Genomic DNA, 20,196 nt, shown 5'->3' with positions numbered 1-20,196 from the left:
GGCTCAGGCCGAGAGCCGCTTGCGGCCGCGCGCCCGGCGGGTGGCGATCACCTTGCGGCCGCCGACCGTCGCCATGCGGGAGCGAAAGCCGTGGCGGCGCTTGCGCACCAGCTTGCTGGGTTGATAAGTCCGCTTCACTTTTTGGCTCCGTCACAAATATTTTTGGGCCGCGCCGTCAACGCAAATTCACCCCTCCGGCCGCACCGGACTGGGACGCGAAAAAGCGGGGAAGCGCGATCTTCATGCATGATCCTGAAAAATCATAGACTTTCCAGCGCCGACCACGCGCAAAAACAGCTTGGCGCGGGTTATAGGGGCAAGGCGCCCCGAAAGTCAATTTGCGCCGGAGCGTGCCGCGGCCTTTTCCCGTTCAGCATCCGCGCCGATTTGAACTGACCTCTTTGCCGGATCGCGCTAAATTGTACGAAGGGATTCTCCTTGAAAGGGATTTTCATGCGTCTCGGCCGCACCCACGTTGCGCTCGCCGTCGCTCTGGCTCTCGGCTCGCCGGAGGCGGCCTGGGCGCAGTCCGCGAACCCCTTTGACTGGTTTGCGCCACCCCCGCCGTCGCAGCAGGCCGCGCCCTATTATGACCATTATCATCGACGTTGCTCGCTCCAGCAGCGCGAATACGCCTATATCAACGAGTGCGGCGAGTTGATCCCGAGCATCTGGGATCCGATTCCCGGCTCAGGCTGACGCGCCGGCCGGCAGGGGGGTTATCATGAGTATCGATCGAAAAGGGATCGTCTTCGCCGCGATTCTAGGCGTTGCGTTGCCGACGGCAGCCGTCGCGCAAGTTCCCAATCCGCTGGATTGGATATTCCCGCACCATCAGACCCAGCCCGCCAGCGCCCCGTCGCAAGGCCAGGGCAATGACGGGCAATGCTCGATGGACCAGCGTCAAAACGACTATATCAATGAATGTGGCGAGCTGATCCGCGGCTGGCAGGATACGCCGGTCGGCGGGGGCTAGACCTTCGTACTCTAGACTCGTGCAAAGGCGGCGGCGATTTCCGGGCGCCGCATGAAATCCGCCGCAGCCGCATAGGCTTCGGCCATATTTTGCGGACGCGGCGAAAGCGTGAGATCGGCCAGTTTTTGCGCCGGCTGGCCGCCGAGCACGATCAGCCGGTCGGCAACGAGCGCCGCCTCGATCGGATCATGCGTCACGACGATCGCCGCGATCCCCCGTTCAACGACGATCTTCAGCAAGAGACCGCGCAAGTCGTCGCGCAGCGGCGGATCGAGGTTGCTGAACGGCTCGTCGAGCAGCAGCAGATCGGGCGTCATCGCCAGCGCCCGGGCGAGCGCCACCCGCTGGCGCATGCCGCCGGAAAGAGTGCCGGGGTGCTTGGCCCGGTCTGCGGCGGACAATCCGAGACGGTCGAGTATCACCTCTGCTTCAACCCGCGCCGCCGCGTGCGAAAACCCCGCGGCACGCAGGCCGAAGCCGGCGTTGTCCAGCGCGCTCTGCCAGGGCAGCAGGCGGGGCTCCTGAAAAACCTGTGCGATCTTGGCGTCGCAGCGCCTTTGTCCCTCGCTCAGCGGGACCAGCCCCGCGATGGCGCGCAGCAAGGTCGTCTTGCCGACGCCTGACGGCCCCATGATCGCGGTGACGCCGGGGCTCGAGACATCGAGATCGAACCCGGTGAAGATCAACGTGCCGTCGAGGCGCACGGCGGCGTTTTCGAGAGAGAGCTGCATCATGCCGCGGCCCGCAGCCATCGGCCAAGCTGCGCCAGCAGAACATCGGTCACCAGCAGCAGGGCGAGCGCGATGACGACCCAGGCCATCGTCTCCGGCAGATCGAGATTGGCGCGCGCCAGGGCGATCTGGCCGCCGAGGCCGCTGCTGGCGTCGAGCACTTCGGCCATCAGCGCCATTTTCCAGGCAAAGCCCAAAGCGCTGGTCAGCGCCGGCGCGAGGGCGACGGAGAGCTGCGGCAGGCGGATTTCGAGAAACCTTTGTTTCAGGGGCGCACGGAAGGCGTCTGCGAGTTCCTCAAGCTCGGGATGCGCGGCGCGCATTCCCATCAGCGCCGCGGCGAAGACGAGCGGCCCGATGCCGATCGCGACGGCGAAAGTGGGCACAAGCCCTTGCGGGCCGAACCAGAAGAGCGCGAGCACGATCCAGATGATCGGCGGGATGCCGAGGATGATTGTCGAAATCGCCTGGAGCGCCGTGCCGAGCGCATCCACGCTGCCGCCGATGAGGCCGAGGGCGAGGCCGGCGGCCGCGCCGGCGGCATAGCCGGCGAGGACATGGCCGGTTGTCGCTGCCGCTGGTTGCCAGACCGCGCCGCTGCGAACGAAGGACCAGGCCGTGGCGAAAGTTTCAGCCGGCGCCGGCAGGACGAAGGGACCGCCGAGCGTGAAGCCCAATTGCCAGAGCCCGACGAGGGCGGCGAGGCCGAGGCCCGCGAAGAAAAAGCGGCCCGGTCCCCGCCTCGCCCAGCCTCGGGTCATCGGCCGGTCATAGATCGAGGTAGAAGCTCGCGTCCGGCAAATGCCCGTCGAGCGCCTTGGGCGAGAGCGCGATCAGCGTCTTGTAGAAAGCCTCAAGCTCCGGCCGCGCCGCCTTGGCGGATTTCACCTCGATGGCCGAATGGGCGATCGAGGCGGCAACGATTGGCGCGTGGAGTCCCATGACCTTCTCCGCGAGTTCGCCGGCCGCTTGCGGGTTGGCGAGAACCCAATCTTTGGCCTGCGGCAATCCTGTGCGCAAGAGCGGCAGGATTTCCGGCGTCTGCGTCAGCAATTGCTCATGCACTCCGAGGCCGATCATCGGGATGGGATGGCCCGTATGCTTGATCCAGATGTCCTGAAGGTTGATGGCGCGATAGAGTTTGCGGCCTTGCTGCCCCGCCATCATGATCGCGCCCGTTGCCGGCGGCTCGGAGAGAATCGCTGTTTCGACGCGGCCCGCGGCAAGCATTTGCGCCGCCTCCATCGGCATGCCGACATAGCTCAGCTTGAAATCCTTGTCGGGATCGAACCCCTCCATCTTGACGGCGGCACGAAAGACGAGATCCGGCATGTCATGGTGGAAGAATCCGAGCACCGGCTTGCCGGCAAGATCGGCGAGCGTCTTGATCTTGGGGTCGCTGGTGACGATCGTGAGATGGCCAGTGCCGAGCACAGCGAGAAGTTTCACCGGCAGGCCGCGGTTGAAAAGATTGGCGGGCACCGGCGTCGGCGTCGTGAACAGCAGCGCGCGTTTGGAGACGACCGCGGCGCGCAATTCATCCGGATCGTGCCAGAGCTGAAAGCTCGCGCCGGGCAGAGCCGCGCCGAGCGCGCCCGAATCGACGAGCCGGGCGAGAAGGATCGAGGCGGTCATCGGCGCGGCGTAGATCGTCAGGTCGGCCGCGGGCTTGGCGCCCGCGCCGCGTGCGAGCGTCAGCAGCGGCGCCGCCGCGAGGCCGCCGATAAGCGCGCGGCGGCTGAGCGTTGAACGGGCAGGCATGATGCGATCCTCCCGCTCAAAAGCCGACGTGGAGGGCGCCGGTGAGCTGCCAGGCCTCGCCGAGCTGCGGTCCGTTGAGATTCTGGTAAACCGGCGCGCCGCCTTCGATTGCGAGGCTGACATGCTGCAGGCCGAACGGCGCACCCGAGACTTCGAGGCCGCCGAGCAGATTAATGCGCTGGCCGCCGTAGAAATACGGGTTAGAGCCCTGCATCAGACCCATGATCTGCGGATCTGCGCCGTGGATGCGGTCGTCGACCTCGCCTTGGACGCGGAACGTGCTCGTCACGCCGGGAATCCAGCGATAGCCCGCCCAGCCGGAAATCTCCTGCCGGTAGCCGTATTCATAGCCCTCGGTATTGTCGCCAAGCGCCAGCCGGCCGCGATAGATCGCCCCCCAGGACCATTGCGCGATATGGCCAAGATAAGTGACGCCGGGGAGCAGATCGACCGTGCCGGTGCCGAGTTGCATGCCGTAATTGGCGCGCATGGTCATATACGTGCCCATCGGCATGAGCATGTTCATGGTCTCGGTGGTGCTGCCGGTCGGCAGGCTGAGGCCAACGTTGATATGAACCTCGTTGATCGGATCCTTGTAGACCCGCCACAGGCTCATCACCGACGTGTCGCCGAAGCCGCTGGTGCGATTGGTCGTCGAGCCGAGCGCAGTGTCGCCCATGGCGCCCTTGTAGGTCAGCATGGTCATGCTCTTCAGGTCGTAAGCGCCCATGACCATGATGTTCAGCCAATCAGTCACGCCGTACATCGCATGGAACATGTGCATCTGCATGTCCATGCTGGTCGGCACGATGCGATAGGTGTCGAAGGTCATGCCCATCATCATCATCGGCATTGGCAGTTTCACGGTCGTCGCGATCGTATCCGGCGAGACAATGGAAGAGCCGATGTAATTGTCCTCCATCCGCATGTATGATGGCGTGTAGGAGAACATGAAATGTCCGGCGCCGACCATGCCGGCGCCATAGACCCCGGCCGGGATTGCGGCGTGGTCCATGCCGTCCATGCTCTGGCCATTCATGTCCATGCTCGCGCCCTGACCGCTCATGTCCATGGTCATCGGGCCCGGCATCGAAAGGTCAGCGGCATAAGCCGGCGCGGCGGCCAGGCTCGACGCTAGCGCGACGGCGGTGATAACCCCCCGGTGTCGGCGCCCCAAACAGAGAAAATTTTTCTGGATATGTGTGTATCGTTCCATCGACGCCCCCTGACGACGGTTGAACGCGGCCGGCCCAGAGCCGCTGATAAAAAATTAGCTATATATTTTTAGATATAGCTACGCCAGAGAAAATTATTGCGCTTGTGCTTTGCGATAAAGGGTTGTGGCAAATAGGTCGCGGTGGCGTCAGGCGGGGAAATCGAGCCCGATGTCGAGCACCGGCGCGCTGTGGGTCAGCCAACCGATCGAAATGAGGTCAACGCCGCTGGCGGCGATCCGCGCCACATTGTCGAGCGAGACGCCGCCGGAAGCCTCGGTGAGGGCGCGCCCGCCAACGATCTCGACCGCCTCGGCCAATTGTGCGGGGCTCATATTATCGAGCAGGACAGCGTCTGGTTTCTCGGCGAGCGCCGCGCGCAATTGCGCCAGCGAATCCACCTCGATCTCGATCTTCACGAGATGGCCGACATTCTGCTTCGCGCGCCGCAAGGCTTCCCCGACACCGCCAGCGATGGCGATGTGATTGTCCTTGATCAGCACGGCGTCGTCGAGGCCGAAGCGATGATTGTGGCCGCCGCCGGCGCGCACCGCATATTTCTCGACCGCGCGCAGTCCCGGCGTCGTCTTACGTGTGCAGACGATCTGCGCCTTGTGGCCTTCGACGGCGGCGACGAAATGCGCGGTCGCCGTGGCGATGCCGCTCAAATGGCCGAGAAAATTGAGCGCCACGCGCTCGGCTACAAGGATCGATGCGGCCCTTCCGCTAACAGTCGCGATCGTCTCGCCCGCGGCGACTCTGGCGCCGTCCGGCACCGCGACGGAAAAGGCTAGCGCCGGATCGACGAGCTGAAAGGTGAGCGCGGCGAGGTCGAGACCGGCGACGATCCCGGCCTTGCGCGTGACGAAACGCGCGGTCGTTTCAGCATCGGCCGGCACGATGGCGTTGGTCGTCAGATCGCCGGCGAGGCCCAAATCCTCAATGAGCGCGGTACGCACCAGCGGTTCGAGGATCACGCGCGGCGGCGGCGTCAGGGTCATCAGGCGACGTCGGCGAAGGCAAGATTGGTAAGATTGGCGAGATTCCGTGCGGCGTCGAAGGCCTGCGGCAGGTCGAGCGTGCGGGGGACGGCAGGCGATATCTCTTTATGCGGGGAATCGAGCCGGTAATGCGCGCCGCGGCTTTCTTCGCGCCGCAGGGCGGCGACGACAATCATCAGGCCCACGAGCGCGGCATCATTGCTGCCGGCGAGCGGATAAAGTTCGGCGGCGGCACGGCGCAGGTCCGCGCCGTCGCGCAGCACGCCGGCGGCACGGGAAAGGATCGCCCGGACGGTCTGCGGATCGCTCGGGCGTGCGGGCTGGCCGATAGGACCAAGACGCACCGGGCGCCGTGGCGCTGCCTTGATATCGTCGGCGACGAAACCGGCGCAGACGAGCGCTTCGAGCAGCGAGTTGCTGGCGAGCCGGTTGGCGCCATGCAGACCCGTTGCGGCGGCCTCGCCGACGGCCCACAGACCTTCGACATCGGTGCGGCCCGCAAGGTCCACCTTGATGCCGCCCATATGATAATGCGCGGCGGGGCGGATCGGGATCGGTTGCCGGATGGGATCGATGCCTGCGGCGCGGCAGCTTTGCGTGATGCCGGGGAAGCGGACAGCGAAATCGAGCCCCTCGATGCCGCGCGCATCGAGGAAAGTGCGATGGCCCGCGCGCAACTCGCTCCAGACGGCGCGTGCGACGACATCGCGTGGCGCGAGTTCCTTACCCGGCACACCCTCCATGAAGCGGCGGCCTGTCTCATCGACCAGAATCGCGCCTTCGCCCCGCACGGCCTCGCTGATGAGGCTCACTTGCGGGCCCGGCGCGTCGAGCGCGGTCGGATGGAATTGCACGAATTCGACGTCGCGCAGCGTGGCGCCGGCACGCGCGGCGATAGCCAGCCCCTGACCCCACGAGCCGACCGGGTTGGTCCCATGCGAGAAGAGGCCACTGACCCCGCCGGTCGCGATGACGACGCGATTGGTGCGCAGGAAGACCGCGTCATTCGGGCCTTCGGCCATCAGACCGGCGACTTCGCCATCCTCGACGCTGAGGCGCCGCGCGGCAAAGCCTTCGAGGATCGTGATGGAGGGCGTGGCGCGAGCAGCGGCCGCTAAAGTCAGGACGATCTCGCTGCCGGTCTTGTCGCCACCGGCATGGACGATGCGGTTGCGGCTATGCGCGGCTTCGAGGCCGAGTTTCAGGCTGCCATCGGCCGCACGGTCGAAGCGCACGCCAAGCCGCAGCAGATCTTCGATCGCGGCGGGGGCGCCGGCGATGATCTTTTCGACGACCGGCGCATCGCAAAGTCCGTCACCCGCGGCGAGCGTGTCCCCGACCTGCAACGCGACGCTGTCATCCGCCCCGACGCAGGCGGCAATGCCGCCCTGCGCCAGAATGCTGGACGTGTCTTCGCCGATTGCCGCCTTGCTCAACAGCACGCAAGGCTCCGGCGCGAGCTTCAGCGCCGTCATCAGCCCGGCGATACCGCCGCCGACGATCAGAACTTTGCCTTCGAGATCGAGAATGTCCATCGGTTTTGCCTTACGACACCGCCAACATGCGTTCGACCGCCCGGCGCGCCCGCACGGCGGTCACCGGGTCGATCTCGACCTCATGCTCCATCTTCTCCAGCGCGCTGCGGATATTGGCCAGCGAGATGCGCTTCATATGCGGGCAGAGATTGCAGGGCCGAATGAATTCGAGCTCCGGATATTGAACGGAGATATTGTCGCTCATCGAGCATTCGGTGAGCAGCGCGACGCGCTCCGGCCGTTCCTTGGCGACGTAATTGGCGATCGCCGCGGTGGAGCCGGAAAAGTCTGCGGCCTGGACAACCTCGGGCGAACACTCGGGATGGGCGAGGATGACGACGCCGGGATAATCCTCGCGCAATTGCGCCACTTCCTCGGTGCCGAAAAGCTCGTGGACTTCGCAATGGCCCTTCCAGGTAATGATCTCGACGCCCGTCTCGGCAGCGATGTTCTTCGCCAGATATTCGTCGGGGATCATGATCACGCGCGGCACGCCGAGCGACTCGATGATTTTCCGCGCATTGCCGGAGGTACAACAGATGTCGGATTCGGCCTTCACCGCGGCCGAGGTGTTGACATAGGTGACGATCGGCACGCCGGGGTAGCGGCGGCGCAGTTCGCGCACGTTCTCGGGCGTGATCGATTCGGCCAGCGAACAGCCGGCGGCGAGATCGGGGATCAGCACCTTCTTTTGCGGGTTGAGCAGCTTCGCCGTCTCGGCCATGAAATGGACGCCGGCCAGCACGATGACGTCGGCATCGACATCGACCGCCTCGCGGGCGAGCGCCAAGCTGTCGCCGACGATATCGGCAACGCAATAGTAGATTTCCGGCGTCTGGTAATTATGCGCCAGGATCACCGCATTGCGTTCGCGCTTCAGGCGCTGGATCGCCTCGATGTCGCCGGAGAAGACCGGCCATTCGATGGCCGGAATCCGATGACTGACCTTGGCGTAGAGGTCCTGGCTCTTGGGCGCCGCAGGCAACAAGGCAGTCTGGACCATCGTTATACTCCCTCTGAGCATTATTGGGTAATATGCTGGGGTTGAGTATAACGTTTGTCAAGAGCGCGAGATGGGGAGTTTCGTTCCGACGATGGCGCGCTCGAACAGAACTTCCCGGCGGAAGCGGAAGAGCTTGGCTGGGCGCCCGCCCGTCTCCTGGCTCGATTGGCCAGTCTCTTCAACGAGTTCCTGCTGCTCGACAAGGCGGCGGAAATTCTGTTTGTGAACCAGCCGCCCGGCGAGCGCCTCGACGCAGCGCTGCAATTGCAGCAGCGTGAACGTGTCCGGCATCAGCTCGAACACGACCGGATGGTACTTGATCTTGGCCCGCAGCCGGGCGATTCCCGTCGCCAGAATCCGGCGATGGTCGAGGATCATGCTGCGACCCTGTACCGGAGCGGGGCCGGCATCGGGCGCGCCGCGCCGCGCCTCCGGCACCAGCCCAGCCTCGAACAGCAATTCGTAGCGCTGCAGAACGAGTTCCTCGTTCCACGGCCGCCCGTCCGTGCCGAAGGTGACGGCAATGCGATTGGCGCGATCCTGCCGCGCGGCGGCCGACGCCGCGGATTTCGCGAAGGCCCGCAAGGCCGGCAGGATGACCGCGTCGATCATCGGCGGAACGCCGATGCGCCGGTCCTCCCACGGCAGATAATTGTACCAGTCCTGCCAGCCGGTCGTCTCGCCGGCGCCGCGCGGCTGCTGTTCGCGCGTCAGCCCAAGATAAGAGATCGAGATGACTCGCTGGTCGGGCGCAAGGCCGCGATCCCGGTCGGCGAAGGTATAAAGCTGCTCGACATAGCCGAGCGGATGATGCGCCTGGCGTTCGACCCAGGCGCGCAGGCCCGATTGCAATGAGCGGTGAGTGAGTTCGAACGGGCCCGAGGGCAGGGCGCGCGCATCCTGCAACGTCAGCACGCGCGGCTCGCCGGCCGTGACGGCGACGAGCACGGCAACGAGATCGGCGACGATTCCCGAGACATGAACGTCCGGTTCGGCGATGCCGATGTCGGCCGCGGCCGCGTAAAGCGCGGGGGGTGCGGTTTCGGCCGTAGTCATCCGTTCGATCTTCCTTGCCACGTCCACCTGCCGGTTCGTCCGGGGCTTTCGGCGGCTCTACGCCTAATTCATACAACGCGAACGCGATCGCGGTTTTAATCTAAAGCAAGGCTCATCGCGGCAATTGCATGGCGCGGCCAATGACGCGGCGCGAGATAGACAGCGTCGCCGCGTAGCGTCAAGCGCGCGGCCCAGGGGTTGGCCGCAAGCCAATGCGCCGCGGCGCGGGACACACGGCGGTGTTTCGCGCCATCAATGGCTGTCATCGCCTGTAACAATGTCGGGCGGTATTTCACCTCGACGAAGGCGATGGTCGAACCCGCCCGCGCGATCAGGTCGATCTCGCCGCCGCGCACGCAATAGCGCCGGGCGATAATGCGATAGCCCTTGAGCCGCAGATAGAGCGCGGCCAGAACTTCCGCCCGCTGTCCGGCGGCCAAAGCGCGCTGGCGTATTTCAACGCTTGTCGATCTGCCGATCCGCGCAATCATCACCCACCATCCTTGGGGATGAATGTGCGCCCGTTTTGCCGCTGCTTCAACGCTTGCGCGCCGAAAGTTCCACAGCCCGCGCATAAACCTTGCGACGCGGCTGGCCTGTATCTATGGCGACGACGATGGCCGCCTCTTTGACCGAGAGCGTTTCGAGCGCCTTGTCGAGCCGCCGGTCGAGTTCCTCGGCGTCGATCTGCTGTTCGCCCTCGAGCGGAGGGCCAACGAGCAGGACGATCTCGCCCTTGGGAGGCGGCTCCGCGGCGAACGTTTCGGCGAGCTCCGGCAAGGTGCCGCGCCGCACGGTCTCGAAGATCTTCGTCAGTTCGCGCGCCAGCGCCGCCTCGCGCGGGCCGAGAACTTCGGCGAGATCCTTTAGGGCCTCGGCGACACGGTGCGGCGATTCGAAAAAGACGAGCGTGCCGGGGATCGCGGCGAGCGCCGCGATCCGCTCGCGCCGCGCTGCCGATTTCGGCGGCAGAAAGCCCTCGAAGAAGAAGCGATCGGTCGGCAGGCCGGCGACGACCAGTGCGGTCAAAACCGCCGAGGCGCCGGGGACCGAGGTGACCGGCAGGCCCTCCGCCAGCGCGGAAGCGACGAGCTTGTAGCCGGGGTCGGAAATCAGCGGCGTGCCGGCATCGGAGACGAGTGCCAGCGCCGCACCGTTGGCGAGCCGGGCGATGAGATGCGGCCGCATCACCGCCGCATTATGCTCATGATAGGCGACGAGGGGTGTCGCGATGCCGTAATGCGCGAGCAGCACTTTCGTCACCCGCGTATCCTCGGCGACCACGGCATCGGCCGCGGCGAGGGTGGACAGCGCACGCAAGGAAATATCGGCGAGATTGCCGATCGGCGTCGCGACGACATGCAGCCCCGGCGAAAGTTTCACCGCTTCCGCCCGCAAGCCGAAGGCGGTGAAAGTCGCGGGCTCTTCGCCGGCCGGCGTCCCGGAAGCTTTTCGCGTGTCGTTCATGACCGGGCCTATCGTGGAAATGGCGTTCTATATATCGTTCGAACGTTCCGTATATAGAACTGCCTCTTGGAGGGGGCAAGTCTGGAGAAGCGAGTCGGGGGTCGCGCACACGCTTACTTTCGGTTGCCCCAAATCGGATATAATGTGTCTTCAAACAGACATTGCCGCATGGCGCGACGCATTTGCGTGGGAGAGCGTGCCATATCCTGCCCGGCGCTCGCAGAGCCCGGCAAAGGGGGGTTCTTGATCGACCGTTTTGGGTTTGTCCGGCCGATTGCCGCGCGCCGGAGCGCGGTGGGCAAGCTCGCGCTCGCGGCGCTCCTGGCGCTGTCTTTGGGCGCTTGCGAGGAGGTTAATCCGAGCACGTCGAGCAACAGCTCCGATTCCTTCAGCGCCTCGGCGCCGGTGACGCCCGTACAGACGGCGCCGCTGCCCGGTGCCCCCGCCGCAAGCCAGGTCGGTACCGGTGCCGTCCATGTCGCGGTGATCCTGCCGCTGACGCAAGCCTCGGGCGCGCCAAGCATCGTCGGCACCTCGCTACAGGATGCCGTCCAGCTCGCCGCCGATGAAAGCGGCGGCAATGCCGTGACGCTTTCAATCAAGGATGACCATTCGACGCCGGACGGTGCCAAGGCCGCGGCGCAGCAGGCGGTTGCGGAGAATGACGACATCATCCTCGGCCCGTTGTTCTCGCCCAATGTGCGCGCAGTCGGCGAAGTCGCGCAGGCCGCGAACAAGCCGGTCATCGCCTTTTCGACCGACACATCGACGGGGGCGCCGGGCGTCTATCTGCTCTCGTTCCTGGTCGAGAACTATGTCGATCGCATCGTCGATTACGCCGCGAGCCAGGGCAAGAAATCCTTCGCGGCGCTGATTCCGAACAATGATTACGGCCGTGTCGCCTCGGCCGAGTTCCAGCAGATCGCGGCCCAGCGCGGGCTGCGGGTGATGGAAATCGAGAATTACACGCCGCAGACTCTCAAAGCGGCGGTGGGCAAGATCGCCGCGCTCGGCAGCCAGATCGATGCGCTCTTCATCCCCGAGCAGGCCGAGGCCATGCCGACGATGGCGCGGGCGCTCGCCGCCGCGGGACTCAACTCGCAGAAGGTGCAGATTCTCGGCACCGGGCTTTGGAACGATGCCCGCGTGCTCGGCCTGCCGCCGCTGCAAGGCGCCTGGTTTGCGGCGCCGGAAAACGGCGGCTTCCAGGCCTTCGCGCAACGCTATCGCGCCAAGTTCGGCAGTGACCCGACACGCATCGCGACTCTCGGCTATGATGCGGTCTCGCTCGTCATCGCGCTGGCCAAGCGTGGAGGAGCCGACCGTTTCTCCGAAAATGTGCTGACAAGCTCGGCCGGCTTCAATGGGGCTGACGGCATCTTCCGCTTCAAGCCCAACGGGCAGAATGAGCGCGCTTTGGCGATCTTCGAGATCCGCAACAGCGCCGCCGTCGCGCTGATCCCGGCGCCGCGCAGCTTTGCGGGACGGGGCTCGGCGACTTAAACAAGTCTGGCGACACAGCCGTCATTGCGAGGAGCGTAAGCGACGAAGCAATCCAGACATTGCTTTTGGATTGCTCCGCCTTCGGCTCGCAATGACAGCATGATCCGCTGCCTCAGGCTGCGAGATCCGCCACCACGGCATCGAGCACAGGGAAGCCTTCGGCGCTGACGCGCAGCCGGCCGGTCGGCATCATTTCCACCATGCCGTCGGCGATGAGCGAGGCGACGCGGCCGGGGTCGAGACGCCGCCCGGCGACCGCCTCGAAACGCGCGGGCTCGATGCCTTCCGTCAGGCGTAGGCCCATGAGCAGGAATTCGTCGCCCTGTTCCTCATTCGTGAGCAATTCGTCCTCGATAAGGGCTTGGCCGTCGGCCTCGACGACGGTGAGCCACATTTCCGGATGTCGCTCGGTTGATTGGGCGCGGCGGCCACGGGGTGTGATGATGCGGCCATGCGCGCCGGGACCGACGCCGGCATATTCGCCATAGCGCCAATAGATGAGGTTGTGGCGGCTTTCCGAACCGCGGCGGGCGTGGTTCGAGACCTCATAGGCCGGCAAGCTCTGGAGCGCCGTCAGTTCCTGCGTGACGTCCCAGAAGGCCCGGCCGAGATCGGAATCGGGGATCGCGAGCTTGCCGGCGTTGCGCAGCCGTTCGAACATCGTGTCCGGCTCGATGGTGAGCTGATACAGCGAGATATGTTCGCGCACGCGGCTGAGCGCCGTCTTCAGCTCCGCCTCCCAGGCTTTCACGGTCTGGTTCGGCCGGGCGTAGATCAAGTCGAAGGAATACCGCTCGAAGACCTGCGCCGCGACATCGATGGCATTGCTCGCCTCGGCGGCATTGTGCAGCCGGCCCAACGCCTTGAGCGCGGCATCGTCGAAGGATTGCACGCCGATCGAGACGCGGTTGACCCCCGCCGCGCGGTAGTCGCGGAAGCGCGCCGCCTCGACGCTCGACGGGTTGGCCTCGAGGGTGATCTCGACATCAGGCGCAACCTGCCAGTGCTTGGCGATTGTATTCAGAATAGTGGAGACGCTTCTCGCCTGCATCAGCGAGGGCGTGCCGCCGCCGAAGAAGACGGAGCGGACGGTGCGTCCCTTGGTGAGGCTCGCCCGGTGCTCAAGCTCGGCGCCGATGGCGTCAACGAACCGCCGCTCATCGACCGGCTGGGAGCGGACGTGGCTGTTGAAGTCGCAATAGGGGCATTTCGACAGGCAGAAGGGCCAGTGGACGTAAACCCCGAAGCCCGGGTCGGAAGCGGTTTGGCGCGCCATGCCGCCTTATGTCACGGGCGGGTGATTCGGTCACCTGCGCAGGCGGGGCTGCCCACATTTTGTTCGGCGGGGGTGGGACGGCCCCGATTCGGGGCTCTGCACCCTTCGGTCTTTGAGGTTCTGTCAGCGATCTCCGGGTTACGATCCCGCGCCAAAGAACCTCATGACTGCGGTAACGCGGGGTGCAGGGTCGGTGGACGTAATGACGTATGCGGCTGCGGATATTGTGGGCGTCTCGCCCCAATCGGGCTAGATCGCCGTTCTCAACCGATCGAAGAAGAAGCGAATTCTGAGCGAGAAGCGCTGGGCCGATTCTGTCAGGCGTTGTTTCGCCGTCTTGCGCGTCACGGGGATGCCGGAATCGAGGGTGGAACTCTGCTTGATATCCACCTCGCGTGCGAGCCTGTAATGTCGCACCATCTGTTGATAGCCCATCGGAGCCGAAGCGTCGCGCTCGACGATGCCCTTTTGCTTCAGCGCCTCGACCGTCCCGGCGTAGCCGAGCTCGATCATGCGGCGGGGGCCGATGGCATCGAACAAAATCTGCAGCCGGTTGCCGTCGAGGATCGATTTCCATCCACCGACCGAATTGTTGTGAACCCGCGACGTCGCGTGGATCTTGGGATCGCCAAAGATACACTTCGGCCGCCCGTTCTTGTTGAAGGCGACCATGGATTCGATCGTGGACGCCTCGGCTTCGAGACCGATGTGGGGCAGCAGCTTTGCCAATTCCTGATGCGGATCGCAGACCAGGTTCTCGTAATGAACGACGTGGACAAAGCCCGTCCGCCGCTTACCGAACTCGATGAGCCGGTCGAGACCGATGGTCAGATCGAAAATCTCGGGCGCGTCCGTGCGCGAAGCCAGCATCTTTGCCAGATCGGTGCGCCAGGTCGTGAGGTAGGAAGCGGCGACATCCATCGGGTCGCGCCGCAGCCAGATGTAGCGGGCGCGCGGAAAAACCGAGACGATGAAATCGAGGATCAGCGCGTAGCGGGGTGTCTTATCGACGAAGATGGAAGCGCCGCTCTGCTCCAGATGATTCTGGTAGACCGCGGTGGCCGCGCCGCGCGCGCTCAAGATGAGCCCGTCACTTCCGAGGAATTGATCGACGGCCGAGCCGACAAGCGTGCTGCCGGCGGGATGGCGCGGCGAAACGCGGCCCAGTTCGGCGAGCGCCAGCATCAGCCACGGTTCCGGCGGCGCCGTAATGGCCGGATGCCGGTCGAGCATCGTGGCGAGAAGCGTCGTGCCGGAGCGCGGAACGCCGAGCAGAAATACGAGACCTTGGCCCTCGGCCCCAACCCGAAGAGTCATCTTCTCGCCTTTGGCCGAGTTTCGCCTTCAGTTGGAAGGGATCCGGCTCCTGAACGACGCAGCAAGGTCGTTCTCCAACGGCTCCGATTGAGCTTAAAAATTCTCTCAACGTCGCCTAAACAAGAATATTTTTTAAATCAGCAGGAAGTCAATCTCCTGCACGCAACGATAGTGCTTGGTGTTGCGAGAAATACACAGGCTTGTACTCGCGCCACGTCAGGCTAATCGCTGAAGCGGCGAAATTTTAAGCGCAGGTCAAAATTGATACTGTTCGCGGTGGAATATTTTGCAGGATTCAACGCGGAAAAATCCCGCGTGCGAGGTTGGCGCATCCGAGGCCACAGCGATTTTCTGTGGAGCGACATATATTTGTAATCCGTTTGACATCCCCCGATTAGTCCATAATAATTATAGACTAATTGTTATAAGGCCGGGGATGATAAAATGGCGGACGCGACACAGCAGCCTTCTTGGTCGCGTATTCCCTGGCTCAATATTTTCGCGATTGCCGCGGTCGTGGTGGCGGGGAGCCTGATCACCGTCAAAAATCTGCACGGCGATCCATCCAACACGATCCTCAATGTCTCCTACGATCCGACGCGCGAACTCTATGCCGCGCTCGATCCGCAATTCATCGCCGAATACAAAAAGCAGACCGGCGTTAAACTGGAGATCAAGCAGTCGCACGGCGGCTCGTCGCGGCAGGCGCGCAACGTCATCGACGGGTCGGAAAAGGCCGATGTCGTCACGCTGGCGCTGCCGACCGATGTCGATGCGCTGCGCAAGCGCGGCCTGATCGCGCCGGGCTGGCAGTCGCGCCTGCCCAACAATTCGGTGCCCTATACGTCAACGATCGTCTTCGTCGTTCACAAGGGCAATCCGAAGAACATTCACGACTGGCCGGATCTCGTCAAAGGCGATGTGGCCATCGTGACGCCGAACCCGCGCACCTCCGGCAACGGCAAATTGAGCGTCCTCGCGGCGTGGGGCTCCGTCACGACGCGCGGCGGCAGTGATGCGCAGGCGCTCGCCTTTCTGAAAGCGCTGTTTCAGCATGTCGCGGTGTTCGATACGGGCGCGCGGGGCGCCGCCACCAGCTTCACCATCGAGAAGATCGGCGACGTGCATCTGACCTGGGAGAACGAGGCGCTGCGCGAAGTCGCCGCCGACAAGGACGAGTTCGAGATCGTCTATCCGCCCGTTAGCATCCGCGCCGAGCCGGCGGTCGCCTGGGTCGATGCCAATCTCAAGGACAAGAAGACGGCCGCCTTCGCCAGGGCCTATCTCGAATATCTGTTTACCGACGCGGCTCAGGAGACAGCCGCCAAATTCGGCTACCGGCCCATCAAGCCGGAAATCCTGGCGAGACACGCGGACCTTCTGCCCAACATCAAGCTGTTCCCGATCACCGCCATCGCCAAGGATTGGGACGACGCCCGCGAAAAATTCTTCGCCGACAACGGCATCGTCGACACGATCGCGCCACCCAAGACGAATTGAAAACCAATCAAATTTGAGCGCCGCCGCGCGGGCCTGAGGGGAAGCATATGAGCCTCGCTTTGAATTACAATTGGGACAAAGGGCGCCGCGATCTCGTCGCCGGGCTGACCGTTGCCGCGATCTCGCTGCCGCAAGGCATGGCCTATGCCCTCATTGCTGGCGTCGATCCGAAATACGGCCTCTATTCGGCGATCGTGGTGACCACCGTCGCTTCGATTTTCGGCTCCTCCTCGCATCTGATCAATGGGCCGACCAGCGCGATATCGCTGCTGGTTTTCAGCGCGCTCGCCTTTATCGATCCGGAAAACCGCACCGATCTTGCCGAGGCCCTGTTCCTGCTCGGTGTGCTCGTCGGCTCCATTCAGATCCTGATCGCCGTCTTTAGGCTCGGCGACCTCACGCGCTACATTTCGGAATCGGTGATCATCGGCTTCATGGCCGGCGCCTCCTTCCTGCTTGCCATCGGGCAAATCGGCAATGCGCTCGGCGTGCATGACAAGGGGAACGGCCACATGCAGGTTCTGCAGCGGCTGTGGCTGACGCTCTTCGAAGGCGATCACGTCAATTACAAGGCTCTGGCCCTGAGCGCTACAGCGGTGGTGCTGGCGGTCGTCCTGCGCAAGCTCGTCCGCCGTTACAAGCTGCCACAGGTCGATATGCTGTCGGTCCTCATCATCACGGCCTTGATCGCCTATTTCGCCGGCTGGTCGATCCCGGGCCTCGGCGGCAAGACCGCCATTGCCATCGCCGGCAAGGTTCCGGCGAGCCTGCCGCTGCCACACATTCCCGTGGTCAACACCGCGTGGCTCGGCCATCTTTCCCAGGGGGCGCTTGCCATCGCTTTCGTCGGTCTGATCGAGGCGCTGTCGATCGCCAAGGCGATCGCTAACGAGACACGGCAGAAGCTCGATTACAATCGGCAGATCCTCGCCGAGGGTCTCGCCAATCTGGCCGGCGGCTTTTTCCAGAGTCTTCCCGGCTCCGGCTCGCTGTCGCGCTCGGCGATCAATTATCAGGCGGGCGCGGCGACACGTTTCTCCGGCATCATCACTGCCGCCACGGTCGCCATCGCGGTGCTGCTGATTGCGCCGCTGCTGCGCTATATCCCCAAGCCTGCCCTGGCCGGGCTGCTGCTTGTCACGGCGGCGCGGCTCGTCGATTTCAAGCGGCTCGCCTATACGTTGCGAGCCTCCCGCTACGATGCCGGCCTCGTTGTGGTGACGGCGCTCGCGGCGGTGCTGATCGATCTCGACACGGCCGTACTGCTTGGCGTCGTGCTCTCGATCCTGCTGTTTGTGCCGCGTGCGGCGAAGCTGAAATCCTCCGAGCTGGTGGTGGCGCCCGAGCGCGTGGTGCGCGAGCGGCTGCCGACCGATCCTGTCGATCCGGGGCTCATCATCTACGATCTCGAAGGCGAATTGTTCTTCGGCGCGGCGCCGGAACTCGACCGTTATCTCGAAGCGCTGAAGGCGCGCATCGCGGCGCAGAATATCAAATTCGTCATCCTGCGGCTGAAGCGCGCGCGCAATCCCGATGTCGTCTGCATCGAGCGGCTCGAGCATTTCCTGCATGAAGAAACCGCGCACGGCGTCGCTGTGCTTCTCGCCGGCGTGCGGCCGGATACTTTGCGCGCGCTGCAAAATGTCGGCTTCGAGAGCTGGTTTCCGGCGGAGCAGGTCTTCCGCGAAGAGGGCGAGGAATATTCCGCAACGATCAAGGCCGTCCGCTACGCCCATCTAAAGCTGCAAGCCTCTGCACTCGCCCCGGCCGGCGAAGCCGCGTACACGGATGACACAGAACCCCATCACAAGCTCTATTATCTCGTCTGAGGCCGCCCGCCGCAGCGAGGTATATGAAGCGCCGGTCCTGCCCGGGCCGAAAATCCGTTAGATTGTTGCTAAGAGTTTATGCCTATATACCGGTCTTCCAGTTGGAGGATCGAAATGGCGAAGAAGACAACGGTAAAGAAAGTCGCTGCGAAGAAGACAGCGGCGCCCAAAACGGCGCGGCGGGTCATCAAGCCGTGGACGAAGGACGATATCCGCGCTCTCAAGGCACATTCCAAAGCCAGAACGCCCGTTGCGAAGATTTCAAAGCAGATGAAGCGGACGGTCGGCGCGTTGCGCCGCCGCGCGGGCATCATCGGCATTGGACTGGGCGAGCACCGATAGATCACTCTTGCTGCAGCGGCAGGTCTTTCGTGAGCCACTGCGCAAGATCTGTGGCCTCGTTGTCCGGGAAAATATACGTCAGCCAACCGAGGCCCGGGTCGCGGATCGAGAGCATGCGACCGTCGGGATAGCGGACCTCGGGCGTCAGCCAGGCCGGATCTATGACGGGATCAGCCGAGTTATCGTCGAGCTCAGCCGCGACGGGCTGAACAAGAAGCGCGCGATTTTTGCCGAGATCGCGAATGAGAGTATCGGTTTGCGCGGGCGAAAGGGCGATGCTGCCCGCAGCCGCGCCGTTTTGCCATGCCTCCAAGACGATATTGAGCCTTGCAACATCGATATGGACCTTGAATTCCGTCGAATTTGGCATTTCGATTTCCTATAGCTGCTCGAGGCGCTCGCCGCGTGGCGAACAATATTTGCCTGGGCTTCCGTCGCCGGTTCTTCAATTTCGTCGTGACATCGCGCTTTTAGGCGCGCCGCACTGAAGGTGCAATGCTACCGCCGCGGCTATCGTTCCGGAAAAATTGTGACAGCGGCGCGACTTCAAAATTCGGGGTAAAGTCCGGGCGCGTCATTTGATGCGATGCAAATGCGAAAGGCGTTCGCCATGCCGAAACCTTGCATTTTCTCGGGTATCAGCCGCCGCGGGCTCATCGGTGCTCTGACGCTGCTTCCGGCGCTGTCTGAATCGCTTCTTCCATCCCGGGCGCAGGGCGCGGCATCGGGCGATCCGCTGCCATCCTGGAACGGCGGTGCTGCGAAGCGGTCGATCACCAATTTCGTCGATCGGGTAACGCGGGAAGGCTCGGCTGACTTTGTACCGGCCGCTGCGCGCATCGCGACCTTCGACAATGACGGAACCTTATGGGTTGAACATCCTGTGTATGCCCAAATGGCCTTTGCGCTTGATCGCGTCAAGGCGCTTGCGCCGCTGCATCCGGAATGGAAGGACAAGCAGCCGTTCAAGGCCGTGCTTGAAGGGGATATGAAAACCCTCGCCGCGTCCGGCGAACACGGCATGGCGGAACTCGTCATGGCGACCCATGCCGGGATGACCACAGAGGAATTTGAGAAAATCGTCCGCGACTGGTTTGTCACGGCGCGCCACCCGAGGTTCAAGCGTCCCTATATCGAACTCTCATACCAGCCGATGATCGAGTTGCTCGCGTACCTGCGCGCCAACGGCTTCAAGACCTATATCGTCTCGGGCGGAGGCATCGAGTTCATGCGTCCGATAAGTGAGCGCGTCTATGGCGTTCCGCCGGAACAGGTCATCGGATCGTCGATAAAGACGCGGTTCGAGATGCGCGATGGCAGACCGGAGCTTCTGCGTTTGCCGGAAGTGAATTTCATCAATGACAAAGGCGGCAAACCCGTCGGCATCAATGAGTTCATCGGCCGTCGCCCCATCGCGGCGTTCGGCAATTCGGATGGCGACCTTGAGATGCTGCAATGGACAACCCTGGCCGGAGGCGTCAGCTTGGGGCTGATTGTCCATCACACCGATGCGGTACGAGAATACGCCTACGACCGGGACACATCCTTCGGCCGCCTCGACAAGGCTCTCGATGCCGCAGCGATCAACAAATGGACCGTCGTCGATATGAAGGACGACTGGAATCGCGTTTTCGCTTTCCAGTAGCAGCGCTGCGGAATTTGGTGGCTGGCGGAGTTGGGCGTGC

Annotated in this window: 21 protein-coding genes; 7 read left to right on the top strand and 14 right to left on the bottom strand. The window is 63.7% G+C overall.

The window, feature by feature from the left end:
- Window positions 1-3: 3 nt before the first annotated feature.
- Window positions 4-138 carry a 50S ribosomal protein L34 gene (rpmH, locus tag CWB41_RS02250; RefSeq protein ID WP_115835612.1) on the bottom strand — a complete coding sequence of 45 codons (135 nt, stop codon included), beginning with the start codon at window positions 136-138 and terminating at the stop codon, window positions 4-6.
- A 300-nt stretch (window positions 139-438) separates the two neighbouring features.
- Between rpmH and CWB41_RS02245 the strand changes: the two genes are divergently transcribed.
- Together CWB41_RS02245 and CWB41_RS02240 are read left to right on the top strand one after the other, a co-directional pair.
- The gene (locus CWB41_RS02245; RefSeq protein WP_129396377.1) at window positions 439-699 is read left to right on the top strand and encodes a hypothetical protein; all 261 of its coding nucleotides are present in this window, start codon (window positions 439-441) and stop codon (window positions 697-699) included.
- A gap of 25 nt (window positions 700-724) precedes the next feature.
- Complete coding sequence (locus CWB41_RS02240) at window positions 725-976, top strand: hypothetical protein (protein ID WP_115835614.1); 252 nt, start codon at window positions 725-727, stop codon at window positions 974-976.
- 11 nt (window positions 977-987) lie between these two features.
- Here CWB41_RS02240 and CWB41_RS02235 read toward each other — a convergent pair whose 3' ends face one another.
- The 10 genes from CWB41_RS02235 to rsmI form a co-directional block, all read right to left on the bottom strand.
- Window positions 988-1,710: an ABC transporter ATP-binding protein gene (locus tag CWB41_RS02235; protein ID WP_165203930.1), complete on the bottom strand. Its 723-nt coding sequence runs from the start codon at window positions 1,708-1,710 to the stop codon at window positions 988-990.
- Entirely contained in the window at window positions 1,707-2,468 is a 762-nt protein-coding gene (locus CWB41_RS02230) for an ABC transporter permease (protein WP_115835616.1), read from the bottom strand. Before CWB41_RS02230 ends, CWB41_RS02235 begins: the two co-directional genes overlap by 4 nt.
- A 7-nt stretch (window positions 2,469-2,475) precedes the next feature.
- Window positions 2,476-3,468: an ABC transporter substrate-binding protein gene (locus tag CWB41_RS02225; RefSeq protein WP_115835617.1), complete on the bottom strand. Its 993-nt coding sequence runs from the start codon at window positions 3,466-3,468 to the stop codon at window positions 2,476-2,478.
- 16 nt (window positions 3,469-3,484) lie between these two features.
- The gene (locus CWB41_RS02220; protein WP_129396376.1) at window positions 3,485-4,684 is read right to left on the bottom strand and encodes an alpha-amylase; all 1,200 of its coding nucleotides are present in this window, start codon (window positions 4,682-4,684) and stop codon (window positions 3,485-3,487) included.
- Between the two features lie 147 nt (window positions 4,685-4,831).
- A complete protein-coding gene (nadC, locus tag CWB41_RS02215) occupies window positions 4,832-5,683 on the bottom strand; it encodes a carboxylating nicotinate-nucleotide diphosphorylase (protein WP_115835619.1) in 852 nt (283 codons plus the stop codon).
- On the bottom strand, window positions 5,683-7,218 hold the full coding sequence (locus CWB41_RS02210) for an L-aspartate oxidase (RefSeq protein WP_115835620.1): 1,536 nt from the start codon (window positions 7,216-7,218) through the stop codon (window positions 5,683-5,685). Before CWB41_RS02210 ends, nadC begins: the two co-directional genes overlap by 1 nt.
- Before the next feature lie 10 nt (window positions 7,219-7,228).
- Window positions 7,229-8,221: a quinolinate synthase NadA gene (nadA, locus tag CWB41_RS02205; protein WP_115835621.1), complete on the bottom strand. Its 993-nt coding sequence runs from the start codon at window positions 8,219-8,221 to the stop codon at window positions 7,229-7,231.
- 57 nt (window positions 8,222-8,278) lie between these two features.
- Complete coding sequence (locus CWB41_RS02200) at window positions 8,279-9,277, bottom strand: NUDIX hydrolase (protein WP_245411180.1); 999 nt, start codon at window positions 9,275-9,277, stop codon at window positions 8,279-8,281.
- A gap of 95 nt (window positions 9,278-9,372) precedes the next feature.
- Window positions 9,373-9,768: a YraN family protein gene (locus CWB41_RS02195; protein ID WP_115835622.1), complete on the bottom strand. Its 396-nt coding sequence runs from the start codon at window positions 9,766-9,768 to the stop codon at window positions 9,373-9,375.
- A 46-nt stretch (window positions 9,769-9,814) separates the two neighbouring features.
- Window positions 9,815-10,744, bottom strand: coding sequence for a 16S rRNA (cytidine(1402)-2'-O)-methyltransferase (gene rsmI / locus CWB41_RS02190; RefSeq protein WP_115835623.1), 930 nt, complete (start codon window positions 10,742-10,744; stop codon window positions 9,815-9,817).
- Window positions 10,745-10,987: 243 nt separating this feature from the next.
- Between rsmI and CWB41_RS02185 the strand changes: the two genes are divergently transcribed.
- On the top strand, window positions 10,988-12,247 hold the full coding sequence (locus CWB41_RS02185; protein WP_245411181.1) for a penicillin-binding protein activator: 1,260 nt from the start codon (window positions 10,988-10,990) through the stop codon (window positions 12,245-12,247).
- A gap of 112 nt (window positions 12,248-12,359) precedes the next feature.
- Here the strand turns inward: CWB41_RS02185 and hemW are convergent, their stop codons facing one another.
- Both hemW and CWB41_RS02175 read right to left on the bottom strand, forming a co-directional pair.
- The gene (hemW, locus tag CWB41_RS02180) at window positions 12,360-13,523 is read right to left on the bottom strand and encodes a radical SAM family heme chaperone HemW (RefSeq protein ID WP_115835625.1); all 1,164 of its coding nucleotides are present in this window, start codon (window positions 13,521-13,523) and stop codon (window positions 12,360-12,362) included.
- A 249-nt stretch (window positions 13,524-13,772) separates the two neighbouring features.
- On the bottom strand, window positions 13,773-14,840 hold the full coding sequence (locus tag CWB41_RS02175; RefSeq protein ID WP_115835626.1) for a sulfotransferase family protein: 1,068 nt from the start codon (window positions 14,838-14,840) through the stop codon (window positions 13,773-13,775).
- A 444-nt stretch (window positions 14,841-15,284) separates the two neighbouring features.
- Here CWB41_RS02175 and CWB41_RS02170 point away from each other — a divergent pair, with 444 nt between their 5' ends.
- From CWB41_RS02170 to CWB41_RS02160, 3 genes are all read left to right on the top strand, one after another.
- Window positions 15,285-16,340, top strand: a complete 1,056-nt coding sequence (locus CWB41_RS02170; RefSeq protein WP_115835627.1) for a sulfate ABC transporter substrate-binding protein — start codon at window positions 15,285-15,287, stop codon at window positions 16,338-16,340.
- A gap of 47 nt (window positions 16,341-16,387) precedes the next feature.
- Window positions 16,388-18,169, top strand: a complete 1,782-nt coding sequence (locus CWB41_RS02165) for a SulP family inorganic anion transporter (protein WP_115835628.1) — start codon at window positions 16,388-16,390, stop codon at window positions 18,167-18,169.
- A gap of 114 nt (window positions 18,170-18,283) precedes the next feature.
- Window positions 18,284-18,511, top strand: a complete 228-nt coding sequence (locus tag CWB41_RS02160) for a hypothetical protein (RefSeq protein ID WP_115835629.1) — start codon at window positions 18,284-18,286, stop codon at window positions 18,509-18,511.
- Between the two features lies 1 nt (window position 18,512).
- Here CWB41_RS02160 and CWB41_RS02155 read toward each other — a convergent pair whose 3' ends face one another.
- The gene (locus CWB41_RS02155; protein WP_115835630.1) at window positions 18,513-18,881 is read right to left on the bottom strand and encodes a hypothetical protein; all 369 of its coding nucleotides are present in this window, start codon (window positions 18,879-18,881) and stop codon (window positions 18,513-18,515) included.
- 240 nt (window positions 18,882-19,121) lie between these two features.
- Between CWB41_RS02155 and CWB41_RS02150 the strand changes: the two genes are divergently transcribed.
- Window positions 19,122-20,156, top strand: coding sequence for an HAD family hydrolase (locus CWB41_RS02150; RefSeq protein ID WP_115836325.1), 1,035 nt, complete (start codon window positions 19,122-19,124; stop codon window positions 20,154-20,156).
- Window positions 20,157-20,196: the final 40 nt, after the last annotated feature.

Origin of the sequence: Methylovirgula ligni, assembly GCF_004135935.1 — a bacterium.
GTDB lineage: Bacteria > Pseudomonadota > Alphaproteobacteria > Rhizobiales > Beijerinckiaceae > Methylovirgula > Methylovirgula ligni.
The sequence above is the reverse complement of the archived record's forward strand: the minus strand, read 5'-3'. Positions and strand labels throughout refer to the sequence as shown.

Excerpts from the sequence above, each read along its gene's own strand:
- CWB41_RS02235 (WP_165203930.1), bottom strand. The coding sequence starts at position 1,710 with ATGATGCAGCTCTCTCTCGAAAACGCCGCCGTGCGCCTCGACGGCACG.
- CWB41_RS02240 (WP_115835614.1), top strand. The coding sequence starts at position 725 with ATGAGTATCGATCGAAAAGGGATCGTCTTCGCCGCGATTCTAGGCGTT.
- nadA (WP_115835621.1), bottom strand. The coding sequence starts at position 8,221 with ATGGTCCAGACTGCCTTGTTGCCTGCGGCGCCCAAGAGCCAGGACCTC.
- CWB41_RS02155 (WP_115835630.1), bottom strand. The coding sequence starts at position 18,881 with ATGCCAAATTCGACGGAATTCAAGGTCCATATCGATGTTGCAAGGCTC.
- CWB41_RS02220 (WP_129396376.1), bottom strand. The coding sequence starts at position 4,684 with ATGGAACGATACACACATATCCAGAAAAATTTTCTCTGTTTGGGGCGC.
- CWB41_RS02225 (WP_115835617.1), bottom strand. The coding sequence starts at position 3,468 with ATGCCTGCCCGTTCAACGCTCAGCCGCCGCGCGCTTATCGGCGGCCTC.
- CWB41_RS02195 (WP_115835622.1), bottom strand. The coding sequence starts at position 9,768 with ATGATTGCGCGGATCGGCAGATCGACAAGCGTTGAAATACGCCAGCGC.
- CWB41_RS02200 (WP_245411180.1), bottom strand. The coding sequence starts at position 9,277 with ATGACTACGGCCGAAACCGCACCCCCCGCGCTTTACGCGGCCGCGGCC.
- CWB41_RS02210 (WP_115835620.1), bottom strand. The coding sequence starts at position 7,218 with ATGGACATTCTCGATCTCGAAGGCAAAGTTCTGATCGTCGGCGGCGGT.
- nadC (WP_115835619.1), bottom strand. The coding sequence starts at position 5,683 with ATGACCCTGACGCCGCCGCCGCGCGTGATCCTCGAACCGCTGGTGCGT.
- CWB41_RS02175 (WP_115835626.1), bottom strand. The coding sequence starts at position 14,840 with ATGACTCTTCGGGTTGGGGCCGAGGGCCAAGGTCTCGTATTTCTGCTC.
- rsmI (WP_115835623.1), bottom strand. The coding sequence starts at position 10,744 with ATGAACGACACGCGAAAAGCTTCCGGGACGCCGGCCGGCGAAGAGCCC.
- CWB41_RS02165 (WP_115835628.1), top strand. The coding sequence starts at position 16,388 with ATGAGCCTCGCTTTGAATTACAATTGGGACAAAGGGCGCCGCGATCTC.
- CWB41_RS02170 (WP_115835627.1), top strand. The coding sequence starts at position 15,285 with ATGGCGGACGCGACACAGCAGCCTTCTTGGTCGCGTATTCCCTGGCTC.
- hemW (WP_115835625.1), bottom strand. The coding sequence starts at position 13,523 with ATGGCGCGCCAAACCGCTTCCGACCCGGGCTTCGGGGTTTACGTCCAC.
- CWB41_RS02150 (WP_115836325.1), top strand. The coding sequence starts at position 19,122 with ATGCCGAAACCTTGCATTTTCTCGGGTATCAGCCGCCGCGGGCTCATC.
- CWB41_RS02160 (WP_115835629.1), top strand. The coding sequence starts at position 18,284 with ATGGCGAAGAAGACAACGGTAAAGAAAGTCGCTGCGAAGAAGACAGCG.
- CWB41_RS02230 (WP_115835616.1), bottom strand. The coding sequence starts at position 2,468 with ATGACCCGAGGCTGGGCGAGGCGGGGACCGGGCCGCTTTTTCTTCGCG.